The sequence below is a fragment of the Kitasatospora misakiensis genome (assembly GCF_042656005.1).
Taxonomy (GTDB): Bacteria; Actinomycetota; Actinomycetes; order Streptomycetales; family Streptomycetaceae; genus Kitasatospora; species Kitasatospora misakiensis.
This window is the reverse complement of sequence record NZ_JBHSOF010000087.1, coordinates 1-19424: the sequence shown is the minus strand read 5'-3', so window position 1 is coordinate 19424 and position 19424 is coordinate 1. Positions and strand designations below refer to the sequence as shown.

Sequence of the window (19424 nt, the reverse complement as noted above, 5' to 3'; positions counted from 1 at the left end):
GGCGGCCGCCGGGTCGCTGTTCTCCGGCCCGCAGGCGGTCAGGGCCAGGGCCAGCGCGGCCACCGGAACGGCGGCCTGCAGAGTGTTCCGAAGCTTCGTCAAGGTGTCTCTCCCCCGAGGATGATGTGGTCGGTGCGGCACCGTTGAACGGAGGTGCCGTCAGTGACGGACGCGGACGGTGTCCGGTCGGTTCCGGAGCGGAACCCGCCGGATCGTACCGCCACCGGGCGAGGAGGGGGCAAACCGTGATCGCGAGCCTGCTGGGGGCGGTCCTGGCCGGGGTGCTGGTGGCGCCGGCCCTGCGCGGCCTGGTGGTGCGGTACGCCGTGCCCGAGGACGAGCCGTGGTGCCTGGCCTGTCCGTCCTGCGGGGTCGGACTGCGCGGCCTGCCGCCCACCGGCGGCTGCCCGGCCTGCCGGACCAGGCTCGGCCCCGGCCCCTGGCGGGTGGAGGCGGTCACCGCCGCCGCGGCCGCCGCCGCGCTCGCCGCGGCGCACCCGGCGGACGCCCTGCTGCTGCTCTGGCTGGCCGGCCCCGGCGTGGTGCTCGGCTTCACCGACGCCCGGGTGCACCGGCTGCCCTACCCGCTCAGCTGGACGCTGGCGGCGGGCCTCGCGGCGCTGCTGACGGTGCTGGAGCTGGCCGACGGCAGCCCGGGCACGCTGCTGCGCTGCCTGCTGGTGGCGCTCGCCGCCGGGGCGCTGTTCGAAGTCCCGGTCCAGCTGCGGCTGATGGGCCCGGGGGACACCGTGCTGGCGCTCGGCCTCGGGGCGCTGCTCGGCCGGTACGGCTGGCTCGCCGCACTCGCCGGCCTGGCCGCCTTCGTGCTGCTGGCCGGGCTCTGGTCGGTCGGCGTCCTGGTGGCCGCCCTGGTGCGGCGGCGCCCGGTGCGCGGCCGGGAGGTGCCGCTGGGGCCGTTCATGTTGCTCGGCACCCTGGTGGCGGTGCTCGGGTACTCGGCCTGAGCACGACGGCGGTGGGGACGCGGGACGGGCCCGCCGTACCGGTCGGGTACGGCGGGCCCGGCGCCGGCGCGCCGGCCCCAAGCTCACGGGACAGAACAACTAGACCATTGGGGGTCGTCAAGCAGGGAGCCGTCGGCTTACGGATGCCTTAAGGAAGCAGAGACCGTTCCGTATCCGGCCGCCCGGCGTTCCCCCGGCCGCCCCCGGGGGCGCCGCGCGGGTGCGGTCCGGCTGCGGCCCGGATACGTTCCGGCCATCGGCGCGGTGCCCGTGGCGACAGACTTCGCACAGGACCGTGACCCTCCCGCGACCTGCGGCTTTCCCTGCCGACACGGCGCGGGAGTAGGCTGCGCCGGGGGTTCTCAAGCACCCGGTGAAGTGAGCACGGAGGGGCCGAAAACCATGGGTCTGCGCGATGTCGTCGAACGCACGCCGGGTCTGCGCGTCCTGCTGGACGGGATGTACGGCCTCTACGGTCGCCGGGTCGAGGTGCACCTCGCCCGCACCCCGCACCACATCGGCGTGATCCTGGACGGCAACCGTCGCTGGGCCAAGGCGACCGGCGGCTCCACCGTGTACGGCCACCAGCGCGGCGCCGACAAGATCAGCGAGTTCCTCGGCTGGTGCGACGAGACCCACGTCAAGGTCGTCACCCTGTGGATGCTCTCCACCGACAACCTCTCCCGCCCGGCCGGCGAACTGGTCCCGCTGCTCGGCATCATCGAGGACGCCGTCACCAACCTGGCCGCCGCCCGCCGCTGGCGGGTCAACCCGGTCGGCGCGCTGGACCTGCTGCCGCAGCACACCGCCGACGTCCTGAAGCGCGCCGCCGACGAGACCGCGGGCATCGAGGGCATCACGGTCAACGTGGCGGTCGGCTACGGCGGCCGGCACGAGATCGCCGACGCCGTCCGCTCGCTGCTCCAGGAGCATGCCGGCCGGGGCACCTCGATCGAGGAACTGGCCGAGGTGCTGGACGTCGAGCACATCGCCGAGCACCTCTACACCAAGGGGCAGCCCGACCCGGACCTGGTCATCCGCACCTCGGGCGAGCAGCGGCTCTCCGGCTTCCTGCTCTGGCAGAGCGCGCACAGCGAGTTCTACTTCTGCGAGGCGTACTGGCCGGCCTTCCGCAAGGTCGACTTCCTGCGGGCGCTGCGCGCCTTCGAGCAGCGCAACCGGCGGATGGGCCTCTGACCGGGGCCCGTTGTCGGCCCGTTGTCCCGGGACGCCGGGATTGACCGCCGTAAGGGCTGGCCTACCCTGCGGCCGGGCGAGGCCAAACGTTCACCGGCAATGATCCGTCAGTTCTCCCGGGGCGCGAATGCACCGCCCCCCGCCTGGGAATACTCGGATCAGACCGGCCCCGAGGCCACCGGGGCAGCGGGGGCCGGCTTGCCGCGGATGACGCAGGGTCATCCGCCCTGGAGGCCTAGTGGTCAGTTCCAAGAGCCGCCGGACACCAGACCGGCGCACGTACGTTCTCGACACCAGCGTGCTCCTGGCGGACCCGCTCGCCATGACCCGCTTCGAGGAGCACGAGGTCGTCCTCCCCGTGGTCGTGGTCACCGAGCTGGAGGCCAAGCGGCACCACCCGGAGCTGGGCTATTTCGCCCGCCAGGCGCTGCGACTGCTCGACGACTACCGGATCCGGTTCGGCCGCCTCGACGAGCCGATCCCGGTCGGCGAGCTCGGCGGCACCATCCGGGTCGAGCTCAACCACTCGGACACCTCGATACTGCCGGTCGGCTACCGGGCCGCCGGCGGCGAGGCGGACAGCCGGATCCTGGCGGTGGCGCGCAACCTGCAGGCCGAGGGGTACGACGTCACCGTCGTCTCCAAGGACCTCCCGCTGCGGATCAAGGCGTCCTCGGTGGGCCTGCTCGCCGAGGAGTACCGGGCCGAGCTGGCGATCACCTCCGGCTGGACCGGCATGACCGAACTGCACGTCCCCGCCGACGACGTGGACGCGCTGTTCGCGGCCGGCCACGACGCCGGGGTGGACGTCGAGGGTGTCGCCGAGCTGCCGGTGCACACCGGGCTCGTGCTCACCTCCGAGCGCGGCAAGGCGCTCGGCCGGGTCACCGGCGACGGCCGGGTCCGGCTGGTGCGCGGCGAGCGCGAGGCCTTCGGCCTGCGCGGGCGCAGCGCCGAGCAGCGGGTGGCGCTGGACCTGCTGCTCGACCCGGAGGTCGGCATCGTCTCGCTGGGCGGCCGGGCCGGCACCGGCAAGTCCGCGCTGGCGCTGTGCGCCGGCCTGGAGGCGGTCCTGGAGCGGCAGCAGCACCGCAAGGTGATGGTCTTCCGGCCGCTGTACGCGGTCGGCGGGCAGGAGCTCGGCTATCTGCCGGGCTCCGAGTCGGAGAAGATGAGTCCCTGGGCCCAGGCGGTCTTCGACACCCTCTCCGCCGTCACCACCCCGGACGTGATCGAGGAGGTCATCTCCCGGGGCATGCTGGAGGTCCTGCCGCTCACCCACATCCGGGGGCGTTCCCTGCACGACGCCTTCGTGATCGTGGACGAGGCGCAGTCGCTGGAGCGCAACGTCCTGCTGACGGTGCTGTCCCGGATCGGCCAGGGCTCGCGGGTGGTCCTCACCCACGACGTCGCGCAGCGGGACAACCTCCGGGTCGGCCGGTACGACGGCGTGGTGGCGGTGGTGGAGAAGCTGAAAGGGCATCCGCTGTTCGCGCACATCACGCTGACCCGCTCGGAGCGCTCGCCGATCGCGGCGCTGGTGACGGAGATGCTGGAGGACGTCCAGCCCTGATCCGGACTTTCCGGACATTCATGGACATTGGCTCATAAAACAGTCAATTCCCAAGCCGGGGCCCGTTCCTGACGGAGCGGGCCCCGTCCCTTTCATCACATCGAGTGCTTTCTGTCCGACGAACGCCGGTACGGTGAATGTGACATCCGCCACGCAACAGGGAATTGCGTCGACAGTGCCCCGTGCGGCATGGTGAGGGTTCTGTCAGGCCCCGCGTACGGCATGGCAGGGCTTCCGGGAGACCGGGGGTCCGGCCCGGACGGTCCACCAACTCCGGTCAGTGGACGCACAATTGAAGACTTGAGCCGTACGCCGCCCGATCACAACGCCCGGTCGACTCATCTCGGCCGGACGCCGGGTCAGTACCTCCCGTGACCAGCACCGTACGGAGGGCAGCGCCAAGGGGCATGTTGCGCCCGTACGGTCACGCGTGGGCGATGCTGGAAGGAATCCATGTGACTCGGATCTCGGTCCGGGGAGTCGCCGTCGCCTCCGCCACCGCCGTCACCGCTGTCGGTGCCGTGGTGGGTATGGCCTCGGGCAGCGAGGGCAAGACGACGCAGACGGTCGACGTCGCCGGCGCGACGCTGCTTGCCGAAGTCCCCTCCGGCGCCCAGGCGCAGACCATCAGCGACAACATCGGCACGCAGGCATCCGCCCAGCAGGCCGCAGCCGACGCCGCCACCAAGGCCGCCGCCGAGCAGAAGGCCGCCGAGGAGGCCGCGCGTCAGCAGGCCGCCGCCGAGGCGCAGGCCAAGGCCGACGCCGCCGCCGCCGACGCGGCCGCCAAGGCCGACGCGGAGAAGGCCGCGAAGGCCGCCGACGAGAAGCGGAAGGCCGACGAGGCCGCCGCCAACCGCTCCAAGGCGCGTTCGGCGATGGCCGCCACCGACGGCGCCGCGTCCGCCCCGGCGGTCTCGGTCAGCCCCGGTTCGGTGCAGGAGCTGGCCCAGCAGATCATCGGCAGCGACGCCCAGTTCCAGTGCTTCAGCCAGATTGTGAAGCGCGAGAGCGGCTGGAACTACACCGCCACCAACAAGAGCTCCGGCGCGTACGGCCTGGTCCAGGCGCTGCCCGGCTCCAAGATGGCCTCGGCGGGCGCCGACTGGCGCACCAACCCGGCCACCCAGATCAAGTGGGGCCTCAACTACATGAACAGCCGCTACGGCAGCCCTTGTGGCGCCTGGTCGTTCTGGCAGTCGCACCACTGGTACTAGGAACACCCGCCGCGGCCCCCCGATCATCGTCGGGGGGCCGCGGCGTTTTCCGTTCCGGGGGTGGCGCGCGGGCGTTCGGGCCGCCGCTCGCTCACGAGCGGGCCGCGCCGCCCGGGCCGCGCTGACCAGTGCGCCTGCGGGCGGTGCGGTCCTGGGTGCGGACGCGGGGACGGGGAGGGGTCCTGGTAGCTCCCCGCACCGGCCGGTCCGCCGACAGATGGCTCCGTTCCCGATCGACTCCTCCCCACTGTCCTGTGCCTGAAACCACCGGGGACATGCTGGTTTGCCCCGTAATCGGCCCCCGTCCGACCGGCCTCCGATCGGCGTCCGGGCGGAAGAACCCGGGCGGATCCCGCTCACCGGGCGGACTCACCGCGCCCCGGCCGGGTAGCGTCTATCCCTGACGGCCGTGGCGCGACCCACGGCGTGCCGCCGGACCGGGCGGCTCCGGCGGGGAGAAGTGGTAGCGAGCATGGCGCGGGGCGGAAAGGCCTTCAAGGCCGTGGCCAAGGGCATGGCCGTGGTGGCGAGCGCGGCCGCCGTCATCGAACGGCGCCGACGGGCCGCGATGGCGGCCGACTTCCACGAACCACCGCAGCCGGTGGACGCGGGGGACCCGCTCGCGGCTCCGCACGCCCAACCGCACACCCAACCGCACGCCCATCCGCTGCCCGGGCCGCGCGGCGCGACCGCCTCCGCCGCCCCGGCCGTCCCCGCTCCGGCGGCCCCCGCGCCCGTTCCGGTGCCCGCGCCGGCCGCCCCCGCTGCGGCGTCCGCCCCGGTCGCCGCCCCCGTCTCCACGCACGGTCACTTCGGCCGGCCCGCCACCCCCGCCGAGGCGGTGCCGTGGGGCCTGCGGGTGGCCGCCGAGTCCACCTGGCGGCTGCTGCTGCTCGGCGCCGCGCTCTACGTCGTCTTCTACATCGTCGACATGCTGCGGCTGGTCGCCTTCGCGGTGCTCGCCTCGCTGCTGATCTCGGCCCTGCTGGAGCCCACCGTCTCCTGGCTGCGCCGGCACGGGGTCCCGCGCTCGCTGGCCGCCGGCGGCGTGTTCATGAGCGGACTGGCCGGCATCGGACTGGTCGGCTGGTTCGTGGTGTGGCAGGTGACCACCAACCTGGAGACCGTCACCAGCAAGGTCAAGGCCGGTGTCGATCAGCTGCGGGACTGGCTGATCACCGGGCCGCTGCACCTGACCGAGCAGCAGATCACCGACTTCGCCAACCAGATCACCAAGGCGATCAGCACCAACAGCGAGCAGATCACCTCGGCCAGCATCACCGGCGCGCAGATCGCCGTCGAGGTGCTGACCGCCGTCCTGCTCGCCTTCTTCACCACCTTCTTCCTCCTCTACGACGGGGAGCGGATCTGGAACTGGGCGCTGCGCGGCCTGCCCCGGCACTCCCGGTACGCGATGGCGGGCGCCGGACCGAAGGCCTGGGCCACCCTCACCGCCTATGTCCGCGGGACCGTCTGCGTGGCCTTCATCGACGCGGTCTGCATCGGCGTCGGCATCCAGCTGCTCGGCGTGCCGATGGCGCTGCCGCTCGCCGTGATCATCTTCCTCGGCGCCTTCGTCCCGCTGGTCGGCGCCCTGGTCACCGGTACGGTCGCGGTCCTGATCGCGCTCGTCACCACGACACCGTGGACGGCGCTGATGGTGCTGGTCGTCCTGATCGCCGTCCAGCAGATCGAGGGCCATGTGCTCCAGCCGCTGATCCTCGGCCGCGCCGTCCGGGTCCACCCGCTCGGCGTGGTGCTCGGCGTGGCCGCCGGCTCCATCATCGGCGGCATCGGCGGCGCGATCGTCGCCGTCCCGCTCATCGCGGTCACCAACACCGTGGTCACCCACCTCCGCCGCCGCAACGAGGCCGGCCAGGCCGTGTTCATCGCGATCGAGGCCGCCCGCGAGGCCGCCACCCGTCCCCAGAGCCCCGCACCCCCCGCGGCCTGACCGCCCGCCGAACCCAGAAGAACGGGCCCCACCTCCGGACCGAAGTCCGGGGCCGGGGCCCGTTCTGGATGGCGCGGGGTCAGACGGTGGCGTCCGCCAGGGCGGCCTCGGAGTCGAGGACGGCGGCGACGGCCTGGAGGACGGCGGCGATCTTCATCGAGGCCTGGATGACCTCGCGGTCCACGTTCGCCTTGCGGAGCACGGCCTCGTGCGAGTCGAGGCACTGGCCGCAGCCGTTGATCGCGGAGACCGCGAAGCACCAGAGCTCGAAGTCGATCTTCTCGACGCCCGGGGTGCCGATGATGTTCATCCGCAGACCGGCCCGCATGCTGCTGTACTCCTTGTCGGAGAGCAGGTGCAGCGTCCGGTAGTAGACGTTGTTCATCCCCATGATCGCGGCCGCGCCCTTGGCGGCGTTGTACGCCTCCGGGGAGAGGTGGGCCTTGGCCTCGGGCTCCAGCGCACGCAGCACGGCGGGGCTGCGGGTGGCCATCGCGCAGGAGAGCACGGTGCCCCAGAGCTGCTGGGCGGGGAGGTCGGAGTTGCCGATGACCGAGCCCAGGTTGAGCTTGAGGTCCTTGGCGTAGTCCGGGAGGGCGGACTTCAGGTCGTCGAGGGCCATGGGTCAGCCCGCCAGCAGGGCCTGGGCGTCGAGGGTGTCCTCGCCCTTGTTCCAGTTGCACGGGCACAGCTCGTCGGTCTGCAGGGCGTCCAGCACCCGCAGGACCTCCTTGGGGTTACGGCCGACGGAGCCGGCGGTCACCATGACGAACTGGATCTCGTTGTTCGGGTCGACGATGAAGACGGCGCGCTGGGCGGTGCCGTCCGCGGCCTCGACGCCGCAGGCGCGCATCAGGTCGTGCTTGACGTCGGCCAGCATCGGGAACGGCAGGTCGCGGAGGTCCTTGTGGTCCTTGCGCCAGGCGTGGTGCACGAACTCCGAGTCGCCGGAGACGCCGAGGATCTGGGCGTCGCGGTCGGCGAACTCGTCGTTCAGCTTGCCGAACGCGGCGATCTCGGTCGGGCAGACGAAGGTGAAGTCCATCGGCCAGAAGAAGACGATCTTCCACTTGCCCTCGTAGGACTTGTGGTTGATCTCGGCGAAGGCGTTCGCGGCGTCCAGGTCGACGCAGGCGTTGAGTTCGAACTCGGGGAACTTGTCACCGATCGTGAGCACGTTCGCTTCTCCTGAAGTGAGACTGAGGGGAGTTTGTCCGTTTTGCGGAACGGTCTCCACCATTCCACATCGTGGACTGATCAGGGAAATAGCTACACTCGATGTGTCTGATCGGAGATGGTTATCAACGGCCCCACGCCCCCCTCCCGCCCCGCCCGTCGCAGGGCCCCCGCCCGCAAACCCGACGCGGCTGTGGCGAACGCCACCTCGCGCGGCCCGCGGTCGCCCACGGTCGCCCAGCTCAGGGCCTTCGTCGCGGTGGCCGAGCACCGGCACTTCCGGGAGGCCGCGGCGGCCACCGGGACGAGCCAGCCGGCCCTCTCCGGGGCGGTCGCGGCGCTGGAGGAGTCGCTGGGCGCCCAGCTCGTCGAGCGTACGACACGGAGGGTGATGATCACTCCTCTGGGTGAGCGTGTGCTGGAACACGCGCGCCGGGTGCTCGCCTCCCTGCAGGCGCTCACCGAGGAGGTGGAGGCCGCCCGCCGCCCGTTCACCGGGCCGCTGCACCTGGGCGTCATCCCGACCGTCGCGCCGTACCTGCTGCCGACGGTGCTGCGGCTGGTCCGCCACCGCTACCCGGAGCTGGAGCTGCACGTCCACGAGGAGCGGACGCCCTCGCTGCTGGAGGGCCTGGCCGCCGGACGGCTGGACGTGCTGCTGCTGGCGCTGCCGGCCGGCGGGTCCTCGCCGACCCGGGACGTCCCGCTGTTCGACGAGGACTTCGTCCTGGTCACCCCGCCCGACCACGAGCTGGCCGGCCGGGCCGACGTGGCGCGCGACGTGCTGCTCGACCTGGACGTGCTGCTGCTGGAGGAGGGCCACTGCCTGCGTGACCAGGCGCTCGACATCTGCCGTGAGGTCGGCGCCGAACCCGGCGGCTCCACCACCCGGGCGGCCGGCCTGTCCACCCTGGTGCAGCTGGTGGCCGGCGGCCTCGGGGTGACCCTGCTGCCCGCCACCGCGCTGGACGTCGAGGCGGGCCGCGCCGACCGGCTGGCCGCCGTCCGCTTCGCCGCGCCCGCGCCGGGCCGCCGGATCGGGCTCGCCACCCGGCCGGGCTCGGCCCGCAGCGCCGAGTACGACCGCTTCGCGGCCTCGCTGCGCGAGGTGCTGGCCGAGCTGCCGGTCCGGATCGTCCAGCCCTGACGGCCCCGCAGGCGGGGGTTTGACGATCGACCCTAGGCCTGCGCGGGTGTGCCCAGGCAGAGGCCGACGGTGGTGGCGACCAACAGGGCCAGGGCCCGGCGGGACTCCTCCTCGGGGTCCTCGCCGGCGGCCTTGAGCACCAGGTAGCGGTCCGTCAGCCCGTTGAAGCCGGCCAGGAAGTACACCGAGATCTCGCGCGCGGGCAGCGCCAGGGCCTGCCCGTGCGCGGTGGCGAGGCCGGTGAGGAGCTCGGCGGCGGTGTCCTCGATCTCGTGCTGGAGCGCCCGCATGGTCTCCTGGAGGTCCGGGTCGCGCAGCGCCATCGCGGAGAACTCGGTGATCAGCGCGCACTTCCCGCGCTCGCCGACGGCGCTGTCCCAGAGGGCCTGGACCATCGTCCGGACCTGCTCGCCGAACGGCCCCTCGTCCGGCGCGGCCGCCCGTACCTGGCCGATGAACTCGGCGGTCAACTGCTCGACGACGGCCCGGTAGAGGTCCCGCTTGGTGCCGAAGGTGTAGTGCACCGTCGCCTGCGCCACGCCCAGTTCGGCCGCGATCGCGCGGGTGCTGCCGGCGGCGATCCCCTCGCGGGCCATCAGGTCGATCGCGGCCTGGATCAGTTGGGGGCGCCGCTCGGCGGCCGGGACATGAGCCATTGGGTCAGGGTATCGCCATGTTCGAACAACCACATCGGATGATCTCGTCACTCGTTCGCGTCACTCGACTTTGTCAGGCGACAAAGTTGCGCGTACGGTGAGGGGGACGATCGGGCACCGCACCCTGCCGGCCCGAACGCTCTGCCTGCCCGAACGACCTGACGCCTGCCCGAACGACCCGATCGAAGGTGCACGCATGGCCACGTACCTGTACCGCCTGGGCCGCCTCTGCTTCCGCCGCAGGCGCACCGTCCTCGCCGTCTGGCTCGCCCTGCTGATCGCGATCGGCGGTGCCGCGGCGGCCTTCGGCGGCAAGACCACCGAGGAGTTCAAGGTCCCGGGCACCGAGGCGCAGGCCACGCTGGACCGGATCAAGGACACCTTCCCCGCGCAGGGCCACGGCTCCGCCCAGGTGGTCTTCCGCACCGACGCGGCCGGCGGCATCGCGGCCCCCGAGAACGCCCGGGCCGTCGGTGAGGCGGTCGCCCGGATCGCGGCCGTCCCCGGCGTCGCGGGCATCCCCGACCCGTACGCCACCGGCGCGCTCTCCCCGGACGGCAAGGTCGCGCTCGGCCTGGTCTCCTTCGACAGCAAGCTCGGCGACATCACCGACGGGCAGCGTGAGGCGGTCAGGGCCGCGGCCGACCCGGCCCGGGCGGCCGGGATCACGGTCGCCTTCGGCGGTGACGCGTACAACCGGATGGCCCAGGTCGAGGGCGGCGAGGTGGTCGGCCTGATCGTGGCCGGGCTGGTCCTGGTGGTCACCCTCGGATCGCTGGTCGCGGCCGGGCTGCCGCTGGTCACCGCGCTGGTCGGGGTGGGCGTCGCGATGGCCGGGGTGTTCACCGTGGCCGGCTCGTTCGAGGTCATCTCCACCGCGCCCGTGCTGGCGCTGATGGTCGGTCTGGCGGTCGGCATCGACTACGCCCTGTTCATCGTCTCCCGGTACCGCCGCCACCTCGCCGAGGGCCTGGAGCCCGAGGAGGCCGCCGCCCGCGCCAACGCGACCGCCGGCAGCGCGGTGGTGTTCGCCGGCCTCACCGTCGTCGCCGCCCTGGCCGGCCTGGCCGTCGCCGGGGTGCCGTTCCTGACCGTGATGGGCCTGGCCTCCTCCGCGGCCGTCGTGATCGCGGTGCTGGTGGCGGTCACCCTGCTGCCCGCCGTGCTCGGCTTCGCCGGCCGCGCCATCGACCGGCTGCCCGTCCGGCTGCCCGTCCGGCGGCGCGCGTCGCGGACCGCCGGGCGCGTGACGCTCGGCGAGCGCTGGGCGGGCTTCGTGGTGCGCCGTCCGCTCGCCGTGCTGCTGGCGGGCCTCACCGCCCTGGTCGCGCTCGCCGTGCCCGCCGCGAGCCTCACCCTCGGTCTGCCCGGCGGCGGCTCGCAGGCCGCGGGCACCGACGCCCGCACCGCGTACGACCTCGTCGACCGCGGCTTCGGTCCCGGCTTCAACGCGCCGCTGGTCGTGGTGGTCGACGCCAAGGGCGCGGAGCGGCCGGAGCAGGCGGTCCAGGGCGTGGCCGAACGGCTCGCCGGGCTGCCGGGCGTGCGGACGCTGCTCCCGCCGCAGCTCGACGGGCCGAGCCGCACCGCGCTCGTCCCCGTCATCCCGAAGACCGGCCCGGACCACGCCGACACCCGGCAGCTGGTCACCGACATCCGCGACCGGCGGGACGCCCTCACGGCCGGGACCGGCGCGCGGATCGACGTCACCGGCACCACCGCCGCCAACATCGACGTCTCCGCCAAGCTGAGCGACGCGCTGCCCCCGTTCGTCGCCGTGATCGCGGGCATCGCGCTGGTGCTGCTGGCGCTCGCCTTCCGTTCGATCCTGGTGCCGCTCAAGGCGGTGGCCGGCTTCCTGCTCTCCATCACGGCCTCGCTGGGCGCCGTCGTCGCGGTCTACCAGTGGGGCTGGCTGGACGGTCTGATCGACGTGCCGAAGGTCGGCCCGGTGGTCAGCTTCGTGCCGATCCTGCTGATCGGCGTGCTCTTCGGGCTCGCGATGGACTACGAGCTGTTCCTGGTCTCCGGGATGAAGGAGCACCACGTACACGGCGCGACGCCGCGCGAGGCGGTGGTGGCCGGGGTGCGGAACGGGGCCCGGGTGGTCACGGCGGCCGCGCTGATCATGGTCGCGGTGTTCGGCTCGTTCGTCTTCGGCCACGACCCGATCGTCCAGCCGATCGGCTTCGCGCTCGCGGTGGGCGTGCTGGTGGACGCCTTCCTGGTGCGGATGGCCCTGGTGCCGGCCGCGATGACGCTCCTCGGCCGGGCGGCCTGGTGGTTCCCGAAGAGCCTGGACCGGGTGGTGCCGCGGGTGGACATGGAGGGCGAGCAGCTCATGGCCCGGCTGGAGCCGCCGGCCGGGGCGGCCGCGGACCCGGGGGCGAAGCTGCCCGAGCGGGTCTGACCCGGTGAGGGGCCGCCCGCCCGGGCGGCCCCTCCGGCGCTACGGCAGCCGCTGTTCGAACCAGACCACCTTGCCGGTGCCCAGCCGGGTCGCGCCCCAGCGTTCGGCGCACCGGGCCACTATCTGCAGCCCGCGCCCGCGCTCGTCCTCCGGGCCGGTCCGGCGCGGCCGGGGCAGCAGCGGGCTGTCGTCCCCGACCTCGCAGCGCAGCCGGGTGGTGCGGACCAGGCTCAGCGTCACCGGGCGGGTGGCGTGCTGGACGGCGTTGGTGACCAGCTCGCTGACCATCAGTTCGGTCGCCTCGGTCAGCTCCTCCAGCCCCCAGCGGCGCAGGGTGTGCGCGGCCAGCCGGCGGGCCCGCCCCGGCGTCTCGTTGCGCGGCTGGAGGTACCAGTGCGCGACGTCGCCGGCCGGGATGCCGTCGAAGCAGGCGGCCAGCAGGGCGATGTCGTCGCCCCGGTCGCCGGGCGGCAGGATCCGCAGCGCCTCCTGGCAGAGGTGCTCGGGGGCGTGCCGGAGGCCGCCGGCCAGCCGGGCGCGGAGCAGTTCGAGCCCGTCGCTGAGCGGCCGGTTGCGGGTCTCCACCAGGCCGTCGGTGAACAGCAGCAGGGCCGAGCCGGGCGGCGCGGGCAGCTCGACGGAGGAGAAGTCCACCCCGCCGACGCCGATCGGCGCCCCCGACTCCAGGTCGAGCAGCTCGGCGGAGCCGTCCGGCTGGACGAGCACCGGCGGCACGTGCCCGGCGTTGGCGAGCACCACCCGGTTGGCGATCGGGTCGTAGACGGCGTACACGCAGGTCGCCAGGTGCTGCTCGCGGCCGAGCCGCTGGGCCTGCTCGTCGAGGTGGTAGAGCACCTCGTGCGGGGGCAGGTCGAGGGCGGCCAGGGTCTGCGCGCTGGTGCGCAGCTGCCCCATGATGGCGGCCGAGGTGAGCGAGTGGCCCATCACGTCGCCGACGATCAGCGCCACCCGGTTGCCGGGCAGCGGCACCGCGTCGTACCAGTCGCCGCCGACCTGGGCGCCGCGCTCGCCGGGCAGGTAGCGCTGGGCGAGCCGGACGCCGTGCGGCTGGGGCAGGCGCAGCGGCAGCATGCTGCGCTGCAGCTCGTTGGCTATCTCCCACTCGCGGGCGTACCGCAGCGCGGTGTCCACGGCCAGCCCGGCCTGGGTGGCGAGGTGGGTGGCGGTCGCGGTGTCGGTGGCGTCGAAGCCCGGCCGGCCGCTCTTCTCGGGCGGGCGCCGGATCAGCACCAGCAGACCGAGGACCGTCTTGCGTCCGCGCAGCGGCAGGGCGAGCACCGAGGTGCCCGGGCTGAGCCGGGAGAGGCCGCGGGCGCCGTACAGCTCGCGCAGCAGCTCGGTGGTGCGGGCGCTGCCGCTGTCCTGGGCGGCGCCGAGCACGACCGGTTCGGCCGGGCGGCGGCTGAGCAGGGTGTGCGCGAGCGCGCCGCCGCGGGTGACCGGGGTGGCCGGGCCGGGATCGGCGGTGGAGCGGGCGCCGTACCGGCTGCCGTAGCGCGCGCCGTAGCGGTCGCGGTGGTCGTCGCCGGCCGGTCGGCCGCGCCGGCCCAGTCGGGTGCCCTGGCTGTGGTGGATCCGCAGCTGCTCGGGGAAGCCGGGCTCGCGTTCGACGTTGGGCAGCGGGTCGCGCAGGTGGACGACGGCGGCGTCGGCGAGGGCGGGGACCAGGACCCGGCCGACGTTGCGCAGGGTGGCGGCCAGGTCGAGCGCGCTGTTGATCCGCCGGGTCGCGGAGTCGAGGTAGGCGAGACGCTCGGCGACCCGGTCCGGGAGCTGGGGCTGCTGGGGCTGCGGGGACTGCCGGGGCCGGTCGGACGGGGTCTGCGGTGGCGGCGGGGGCGACGGCGGCCGGCGCGGGATGGGCAGGGCAGGCGGCTGTCCGGCCTCGGATTTGAGCTGGTCGCGCACGGGTGCCTGTCCTGGGATCGGTACGGTCTGTGGCCTGGTGGTGCTCTGCGGTCTGTCGGTGCGGTCTGCGGGCCGGGCTGTGCGTGCTGCGGGCCGGGGTGTGCGTTCCGCAGACCGGCCGTCAGCCGACCCGCCGGCAGCGGAGGAAGAGCTGCTCCTCCGGCGGCAGCGTGGTGCTGGCCGGCGCGTACGGACGCCCCTCCTGCTCCTCGATCACGAACCCGGCGGCCAGCAGGACCCGTTCGAGATCCTCCCGCAGATACCCGCTGATCCGCAGCTCCCGCCCGAGAAACGGAAGTGGAACGTGATCCAGGTCCGCCTCGACCATACCCAGCGCCAGCAGCCCGTCGGGCCGCAGCAGGGCGCGCAACCGGCCCAGCACGGTGGGGATCTCGTCCTGGGGGAGGAGGATCAGGGAGAAGAACGCGGTGACGGCGTCGAAGGTGCCCCGCCCGGCGGGTCCGAGCTCCGGCAGGTTCCAGGCCGAGTCGGCGCGTTCGGTCGCGAGGTCGTACATGTCGATGCGGTGCAGGGCCGGCGGGTGCGGGCCGGGGTGGCGGGCCTCCCGGGCCAGGGTCAGCATGACGTCCGACAGGTCGACGGCGGTGACCCGCATCCCGGCCGCGACCAGCTGGCGGACGGTCGGCTCGCCGCTGCCGCACCCGACGTCCAGCACCGCGGCGCCCGGCTCCAGCCGGGCCAGCAGCCGGCGCCCGCAGGCCAGCTGCCCGTCCTTCGAGGGGAACGCCTCCGCGTAGCCGGTGCCGATCGTGTCGAAGGCGACCGCCTGGAGGGCGCGTTCGGCCCGGCGGCGAAGGACGTCGGGACCGCCGCCCGCGTCCTCGTCGATGGGGAACGGATCCGATATCTGTCCGGTCGTCACGATTGAGAGGCACCTTTCGGCCGGGCCTCCGGTCGGCTGGACGAGGCGCGAGGCAGGGCCGCCGTCTCCTCCCGGCGCCCGCGCTGCCCCGCCGGCCCGCTGCCGGTGGCGGTACGTCACGCTCCCCGCGTCACACTGACTGCATTGCCAAGCTGACTGCACTCTGACACTTTGCACAGAGTCTTTGCACAGGGACACTCTGCACTGCGGGAGCGCCGCCGCGCTGCCTTTTCCCGGATGCTCCACCGGAGAAGTGCACTTGTGTGTGTACTGGCATCCGAGAATATGCGTGATCACCCGACCATGGGGTCCGTTTTCGGCCAACTCGTGACGGTTGGCCGACATCGACCCCGTGCCCGGAAGCGCGGGGCGCGGGCCGGGGTGGTGCGTCCACGGCGCGTACGCCGGACGGGGGGCCGCTGCGACCCCGCTGACCTGCGCTTCCGTCGATCCGCGGGCTGACAATCCGACGTTTATCGAACGTCAATCGGTGCGGTGCAGAGTGGAGTCCAGCGCCGGGGAAGCGTGGAAGGTGCTCCCGCAGCCGGGGGGCTGCGGGAGCACCGAACGCTCACGGGGGACGGCCTCCAGGGGGGACACGGGGGAGCGGAGGCCTACGGCGCGGGGGGTGAGAGGGGCTCGGTGTGCTGCTGGGAGATGAGGTCCGCCACGGGGGAGGCCTCAGGCACACCGAGCCGCGTGAAGACGGCGTGGGCCTCGCGCAGACACGCCAGACCACGTGCGGGCTGGGCGAGACCGAGCAGGGCCTCGCCCAGCGCGGCGTTGGCCAGGCCCTGGCAGTAGGCGGAGTCCATCTCCAGCCCGATCGCCAGTGACTCCTCGGCCGCCTCCGCCGCCTCGGCCTGCTGGCCGGCGGCGAGCAGCGAGGAGGAGAGCCGGGCGAGGGTGTAGCCCTCCCGCAGGCGGTTCTGCTGCGACCGGTAGAGCCGGTGCGACTCGCGGAGGTGCTCGACGGCGCTGGTGGGATCCTCGCCCGAGGAGAGCACCACACCGAGCTGGTACAGGGTGTCGGCCAGGCACGGCCCGTTCTTCGAGGCGCGCGCGGTGGCGACCGCCTCGGTGACGGACCGGACGGCCTGCTCGACCTGCCCCAGCCCGAGTTGGGCCCGTGCCAGGTTCGCGAGCAGCCGCGCCTCACTGATCGGGGCGCCGACGACGCGGCTGATGGTGAGGGCCTGCTCGAAGAACGGCGCGGCCTCGGCGGGGCGGTTGCCGAGGCTGAGCATGATGCCGAGGGTGTTCGCGGCCATCGACCGCATGACGGTCAGGTCTTCGGCGTGCAGGAGGTCCAGGCTCTTGCGCAGGGACAGTTCGGCGCTCTGGAAGTCGCCGGTGACGGACTGCAGGGTGCCGAAGGCGAAATGGACCCGGGCCAGCGCCGCCGCGTCCCCGTGCTCCTCCGCGTGCCGTTCGGCCGTCTCCAGCATGCGCCGGACCCGCGGCCCGTGGGTCGGGTCCTCCACCAGGCTGTCCAGGATGATGAGCAGGTCGACGGCGGGGCGCAGCAGCCCGCTCGGCCCCTCGACGGCCGCCTCGACCGAGCTGAGCAGCAGTCCGATCTCGGCCCGCAGCCACTCCTGGGCGTACCCGCTGGTGACGAGGGGGATGCCGACGGAGCCCGGCGCGTTCAGCGGCGCGGGCAGCTGGTCGTCGGGCTCGATGGCCTGGGCCGCGTTGTAGACCGTCGCGAGCAGGAGGTCGAGCAGGCGCAGCACGGCCGCCTGCTGCTCCTCGACGTCGCCCGCCCGTTCGTTCTGCCGCTGGGCGTAGAGCCGGAGCAGGTCGTGGTACCGGTAGCGGCCCGGAGTGAAGCACTCCAGCATGTTGGCCTCGACGAGCGCCTCGGCGAGGTCCTCGGCCGTGTGTTCGTCGGTGCCGAGCAGCGCGGCGGCCGCCGCCAGCGGGAAGTCCGGGGAGTCGATCAGCGCGAGGAGCCGAAAGGCGCGGGCCTCGGCGGGGGACAGCTGGCCGTAGCCGAGTCCGATGGTGGTCTCGACGGCGAGGTTGCCGAGCTGGAGCTCGTCCAGGCGGCGCCGCTGATCGGCTAACCGACGGGCGAGGTCCGAGACGCTCCACCGGGGCCGGCTGGCGAGCCGGGCGGCGGCGATGCGGACGGCGAGCGGCAGGAAGCCGCAGGCGGTCACCACGGCCATGGCCGCGTCCCGTTCGGCGGCGACGCGCTGCTCGCCGACGATCGCGGAGAAGAGCGCCAGGGCCTCCTCCGGGGTCAGCTCCTCGACGTCCACCAGGTGGGCGCCGGGGATGCCGGCCAGCCGGGAGCGGCTGGTGGCGAGCACCGCGCAGCTGGAGACCCCGGGGATGAGCGGGCGGATCTGCTCGGCGTCCTGGGCGTTGTCGAGCAGGATCAGCATGCGCCGACTGGCGAGCAGTGAGCGGTAGAGGGCGGCGCGCTGGTCCAGCGAGTCCGGGTTCTCGGTGACGCCCAGCGAGTGCAGGAAGTCGCCGAGCACCACGGCGGGGTCGGCCGGTGAGGCGCCCGCGCCGCGCAGGTCCACGTAGAGCTGTCCGTCCGGGAACTCCGCGCGCACCCGGTGGGCGACGTGCACGGCGAGCGTGGTCTTGCCGACGCCGCCGATGCCGGCCAGGGAGGTGACCACCACGGCCTGGCCGGTGGCGTTCATCAGGACGGTGGAGAGGTCGGCCACCATCTCGGACCGGCCGCTGAAGTCGGAGACGTCGGCGGGGAGTTGGGCCGGGGCTGGCGGGGTGGCGGGCCCCTCCTCCCGGCCGGCGGCCGGTGCTGCGGGGGCGACCGGGAGGGTCAGCGCCGGGTCCGCGGCGAGGATCCGCGCGTGCATGGTGGAGAGCCCGGCGCCCGGTTCGACGCCGAGTTCGTCGATCAGCAGCTTCCGGGTGTCGGTGTAGACGCCGAGCGCCTCCGCCTGCCGGCCGCAGCGGTACAGCGCGAGCATCAGCAGCTCGCGCAGCCGCTCGCGCAGCGGGTGTTCGGCGGTGAGCGTGTTCAGCTCGCCGACCACCTCGGCGTGCAGGCCGATGTCGAGCGCGACCGCGCACCGTTCCTCGGCGACGGAGACCTGGCGCTCGGCCAGCCGCAGTCGCTGGGAGTCCGCGTACGGCCCGGGGATGCCGGTGAGCGGCCGTCCGGCGAACAGCGCCAGCGAGCGGACCAGCAGGTGGTGGGCGTTGTCGAGGTCACCGGCGCTCCGGGCGGTCGCCGCCTCGACGGCGAGGTGCTCGAACACCGTCATGTCGAGGGACTCGCCGGGGATGTGCAGGGCGTAGCCGTCGGCGACCGACACGAGGAACTCGGCGGGCCGGCGCACCTCGCGGCGGGGCTCGATGACCGTCCGCAGCCGGGAGACGTAGGTGCGCAGGGCCGCGACGGCCTGGGCGGGCGGGCGGTCGCCCCAGAGGCCGTCGACGAGGTCCTGGGTGGTGACCGGGCGGCCGGCGTGGAGCAGGAGCATCGTCAGGACGGCCTGCTGCTGCGGGGAGCCGAGGGCGAGCTGCCTGCCGTCGAGCCAGGCCTGGACCGGACCGAGTACCTGGAAGCGCAGCGCCGGAGCAGGCGGCGTCTCCCGAAACTCCATGTAGTCCCCCGATGGCCTGGTGTCGATTTCCCGGTAGGGCGCTCGGCGGTTCCGCCGTTGTGGTGGCTTCAGCTTAGGCGGGGGGCCGACTCTGCCGGACGGCACGGTCAGCCGCACGATGTTTATCGGACATTTAATCAACCCTACGATACTGACCCGGCGCCCGCGCCAAGCCGGTGGGGCGGAAGACACTTGATGACCGAAAGGCGGTCCGTCCGTGGCCAACAACCAGAGCGAGACCCCTGTGCCGACCCTCCCGGCCGAGCAGGCCGCCACGGCGGAGGCGGGCCAGGCCGTCGAGGGTGCGGTCGTCGCGACCGCGAACCCGGCCGAGTACGCCGAGCCCACCGCGGACCGCAAGGCGGACCTGGAGGACGACAGCTTCGGCGACGAGGCCCAGTACGTGGACGAGTCCGCCGCCTCGACCCCCGGTGAGTCGGGGAAGGAGCGCCAGCCGCAGGGTGTCATCGCGAGCCACCCGTAAGCGCCGCGTCAGCAGCTCAGGGGGGAACGCGCGTGAAGAACCTCCGTCGCCTCGCGATCGTCGCCGTCTCGGCGATCGTGGTGACCACCGGCTACCTCGTGACGGCCACCGGCGCCTCTGCCGGAGTCATCGCCGGCCACCCGTAGCCCACTCGGCACCCGAGCGCCCCGCACCCCGCCGTCGGCGGGGTGCGGGGCGCTCGCGCGTCCCGGTCGTATGACTGTTCGATGGGGTGTGAGG

The 19424-nt window shown here is 73.5% G+C and carries 14 protein-coding genes; 8 read left to right on the top strand and 6 right to left on the bottom strand.

From position 1 onward, the window contains the following. The first annotated feature begins 245 nt into the window (after positions 1–245). The 5 genes from ACFP3U_RS35445 to ACFP3U_RS35425 all read left to right on the top strand — a co-directional run bounded on the left by ACFP3U_RS35445 (position 246) and on the right by ACFP3U_RS35425 (position 6906). On the top strand, positions 246–965 hold the full coding sequence (locus ACFP3U_RS35445) for a prepilin peptidase (protein ID WP_380229884.1): 720 nt from the start codon (positions 246–248) through the stop codon (positions 963–965). A gap of 402 nt (positions 966–1367) precedes the next feature. Beyond that, entirely contained in the window at positions 1368–2162 is a 795-nt protein-coding gene (locus ACFP3U_RS35440) for an isoprenyl transferase (protein WP_199926228.1), read from the top strand. Positions 2163–2400: 238 nt separating this feature from the next. Further along, complete coding sequence (locus ACFP3U_RS35435; RefSeq protein WP_380229883.1) at positions 2401–3735, top strand: PhoH family protein; 1335 nt, start codon at positions 2401–2403, stop codon at positions 3733–3735. Between the two features lie 455 nt (positions 3736–4190). Continuing rightward, positions 4191–4952 (top strand): aggregation-promoting factor C-terminal-like domain-containing protein, encoded by a 762-nt coding sequence (locus ACFP3U_RS35430; RefSeq protein WP_380229882.1) that lies wholly within the window; start codon positions 4191–4193, stop codon positions 4950–4952. A 472-nt stretch (positions 4953–5424) separates the two neighbouring features. Next, positions 5425–6906, top strand: a complete 1482-nt coding sequence (locus ACFP3U_RS35425) for an AI-2E family transporter (RefSeq protein ID WP_380229881.1) — start codon at positions 5425–5427, stop codon at positions 6904–6906. Positions 6907–6985: 79 nt separating this feature from the next. On the opposite strand, the gene ACFP3U_RS35420 is transcribed toward ACFP3U_RS35425, so the two are convergent. Then, complete coding sequence (locus ACFP3U_RS35420; RefSeq protein ID WP_380229880.1) at positions 6986–7528, bottom strand: alkyl hydroperoxide reductase; 543 nt, start codon at positions 7526–7528, stop codon at positions 6986–6988. Positions 7529–7531: 3 nt separating this feature from the next. Further along, on the bottom strand, positions 7532–8083 hold the full coding sequence (locus tag ACFP3U_RS35415; protein ID WP_380229879.1) for a peroxiredoxin: 552 nt from the start codon (positions 8081–8083) through the stop codon (positions 7532–7534). A gap of 192 nt (positions 8084–8275) precedes the next feature. On the opposite strand from ACFP3U_RS35415, the gene ACFP3U_RS35410 reads away from it, so the two are divergent. Further along, positions 8276–9229 (top strand): LysR substrate-binding domain-containing protein, encoded by a 954-nt coding sequence (locus ACFP3U_RS35410; protein ID WP_380229878.1) that lies wholly within the window; start codon positions 8276–8278, stop codon positions 9227–9229. A gap of 32 nt (positions 9230–9261) precedes the next feature. Here ACFP3U_RS35410 and ACFP3U_RS35405 read toward each other — a convergent pair whose 3' ends face one another. Next, positions 9262–9885, bottom strand: a complete 624-nt coding sequence (locus ACFP3U_RS35405; RefSeq protein WP_380229877.1) for a TetR/AcrR family transcriptional regulator — start codon at positions 9883–9885, stop codon at positions 9262–9264. 196 nt (positions 9886–10081) lie between these two features. Here ACFP3U_RS35405 and ACFP3U_RS35400 point away from each other — a divergent pair, with 196 nt between their 5' ends. Beyond that, positions 10082–12295 (top strand): MMPL family transporter, encoded by a 2214-nt coding sequence (locus ACFP3U_RS35400; protein WP_380229876.1) that lies wholly within the window; start codon positions 10082–10084, stop codon positions 12293–12295. Between the two features lie 39 nt (positions 12296–12334). Here the strand turns inward: ACFP3U_RS35400 and ACFP3U_RS35395 are convergent, their stop codons facing one another. The 3 genes from ACFP3U_RS35395 to ACFP3U_RS35385 all read right to left on the bottom strand — a co-directional run bounded on the left by ACFP3U_RS35395 (position 12335) and on the right by ACFP3U_RS35385 (position 18700). Beyond that, positions 12335–14224, bottom strand: a complete 1890-nt coding sequence (locus ACFP3U_RS35395) for a SpoIIE family protein phosphatase (protein ID WP_380229875.1) — start codon at positions 14222–14224, stop codon at positions 12335–12337. A gap of 121 nt (positions 14225–14345) precedes the next feature. Next, positions 14346–15107, bottom strand: a complete 762-nt coding sequence (locus tag ACFP3U_RS35390; RefSeq protein WP_380229874.1) for a class I SAM-dependent methyltransferase — start codon at positions 15105–15107, stop codon at positions 14346–14348. Positions 15108–15721: 614 nt separating this feature from the next. Beyond that, positions 15722–18700: an AfsR/SARP family transcriptional regulator gene (locus tag ACFP3U_RS35385; RefSeq protein WP_380229873.1), complete on the bottom strand. Its 2979-nt coding sequence runs from the start codon at positions 18698–18700 to the stop codon at positions 15722–15724. Positions 18701–18917: 217 nt separating this feature from the next. On the opposite strand from ACFP3U_RS35385, the gene ACFP3U_RS35380 reads away from it, so the two are divergent. Beyond that, positions 18918–19184, top strand: coding sequence for a hypothetical protein (locus tag ACFP3U_RS35380; RefSeq protein ID WP_380229872.1), 267 nt, complete (start codon positions 18918–18920; stop codon positions 19182–19184). Positions 19185–19424 lie beyond the last annotated feature (240 nt).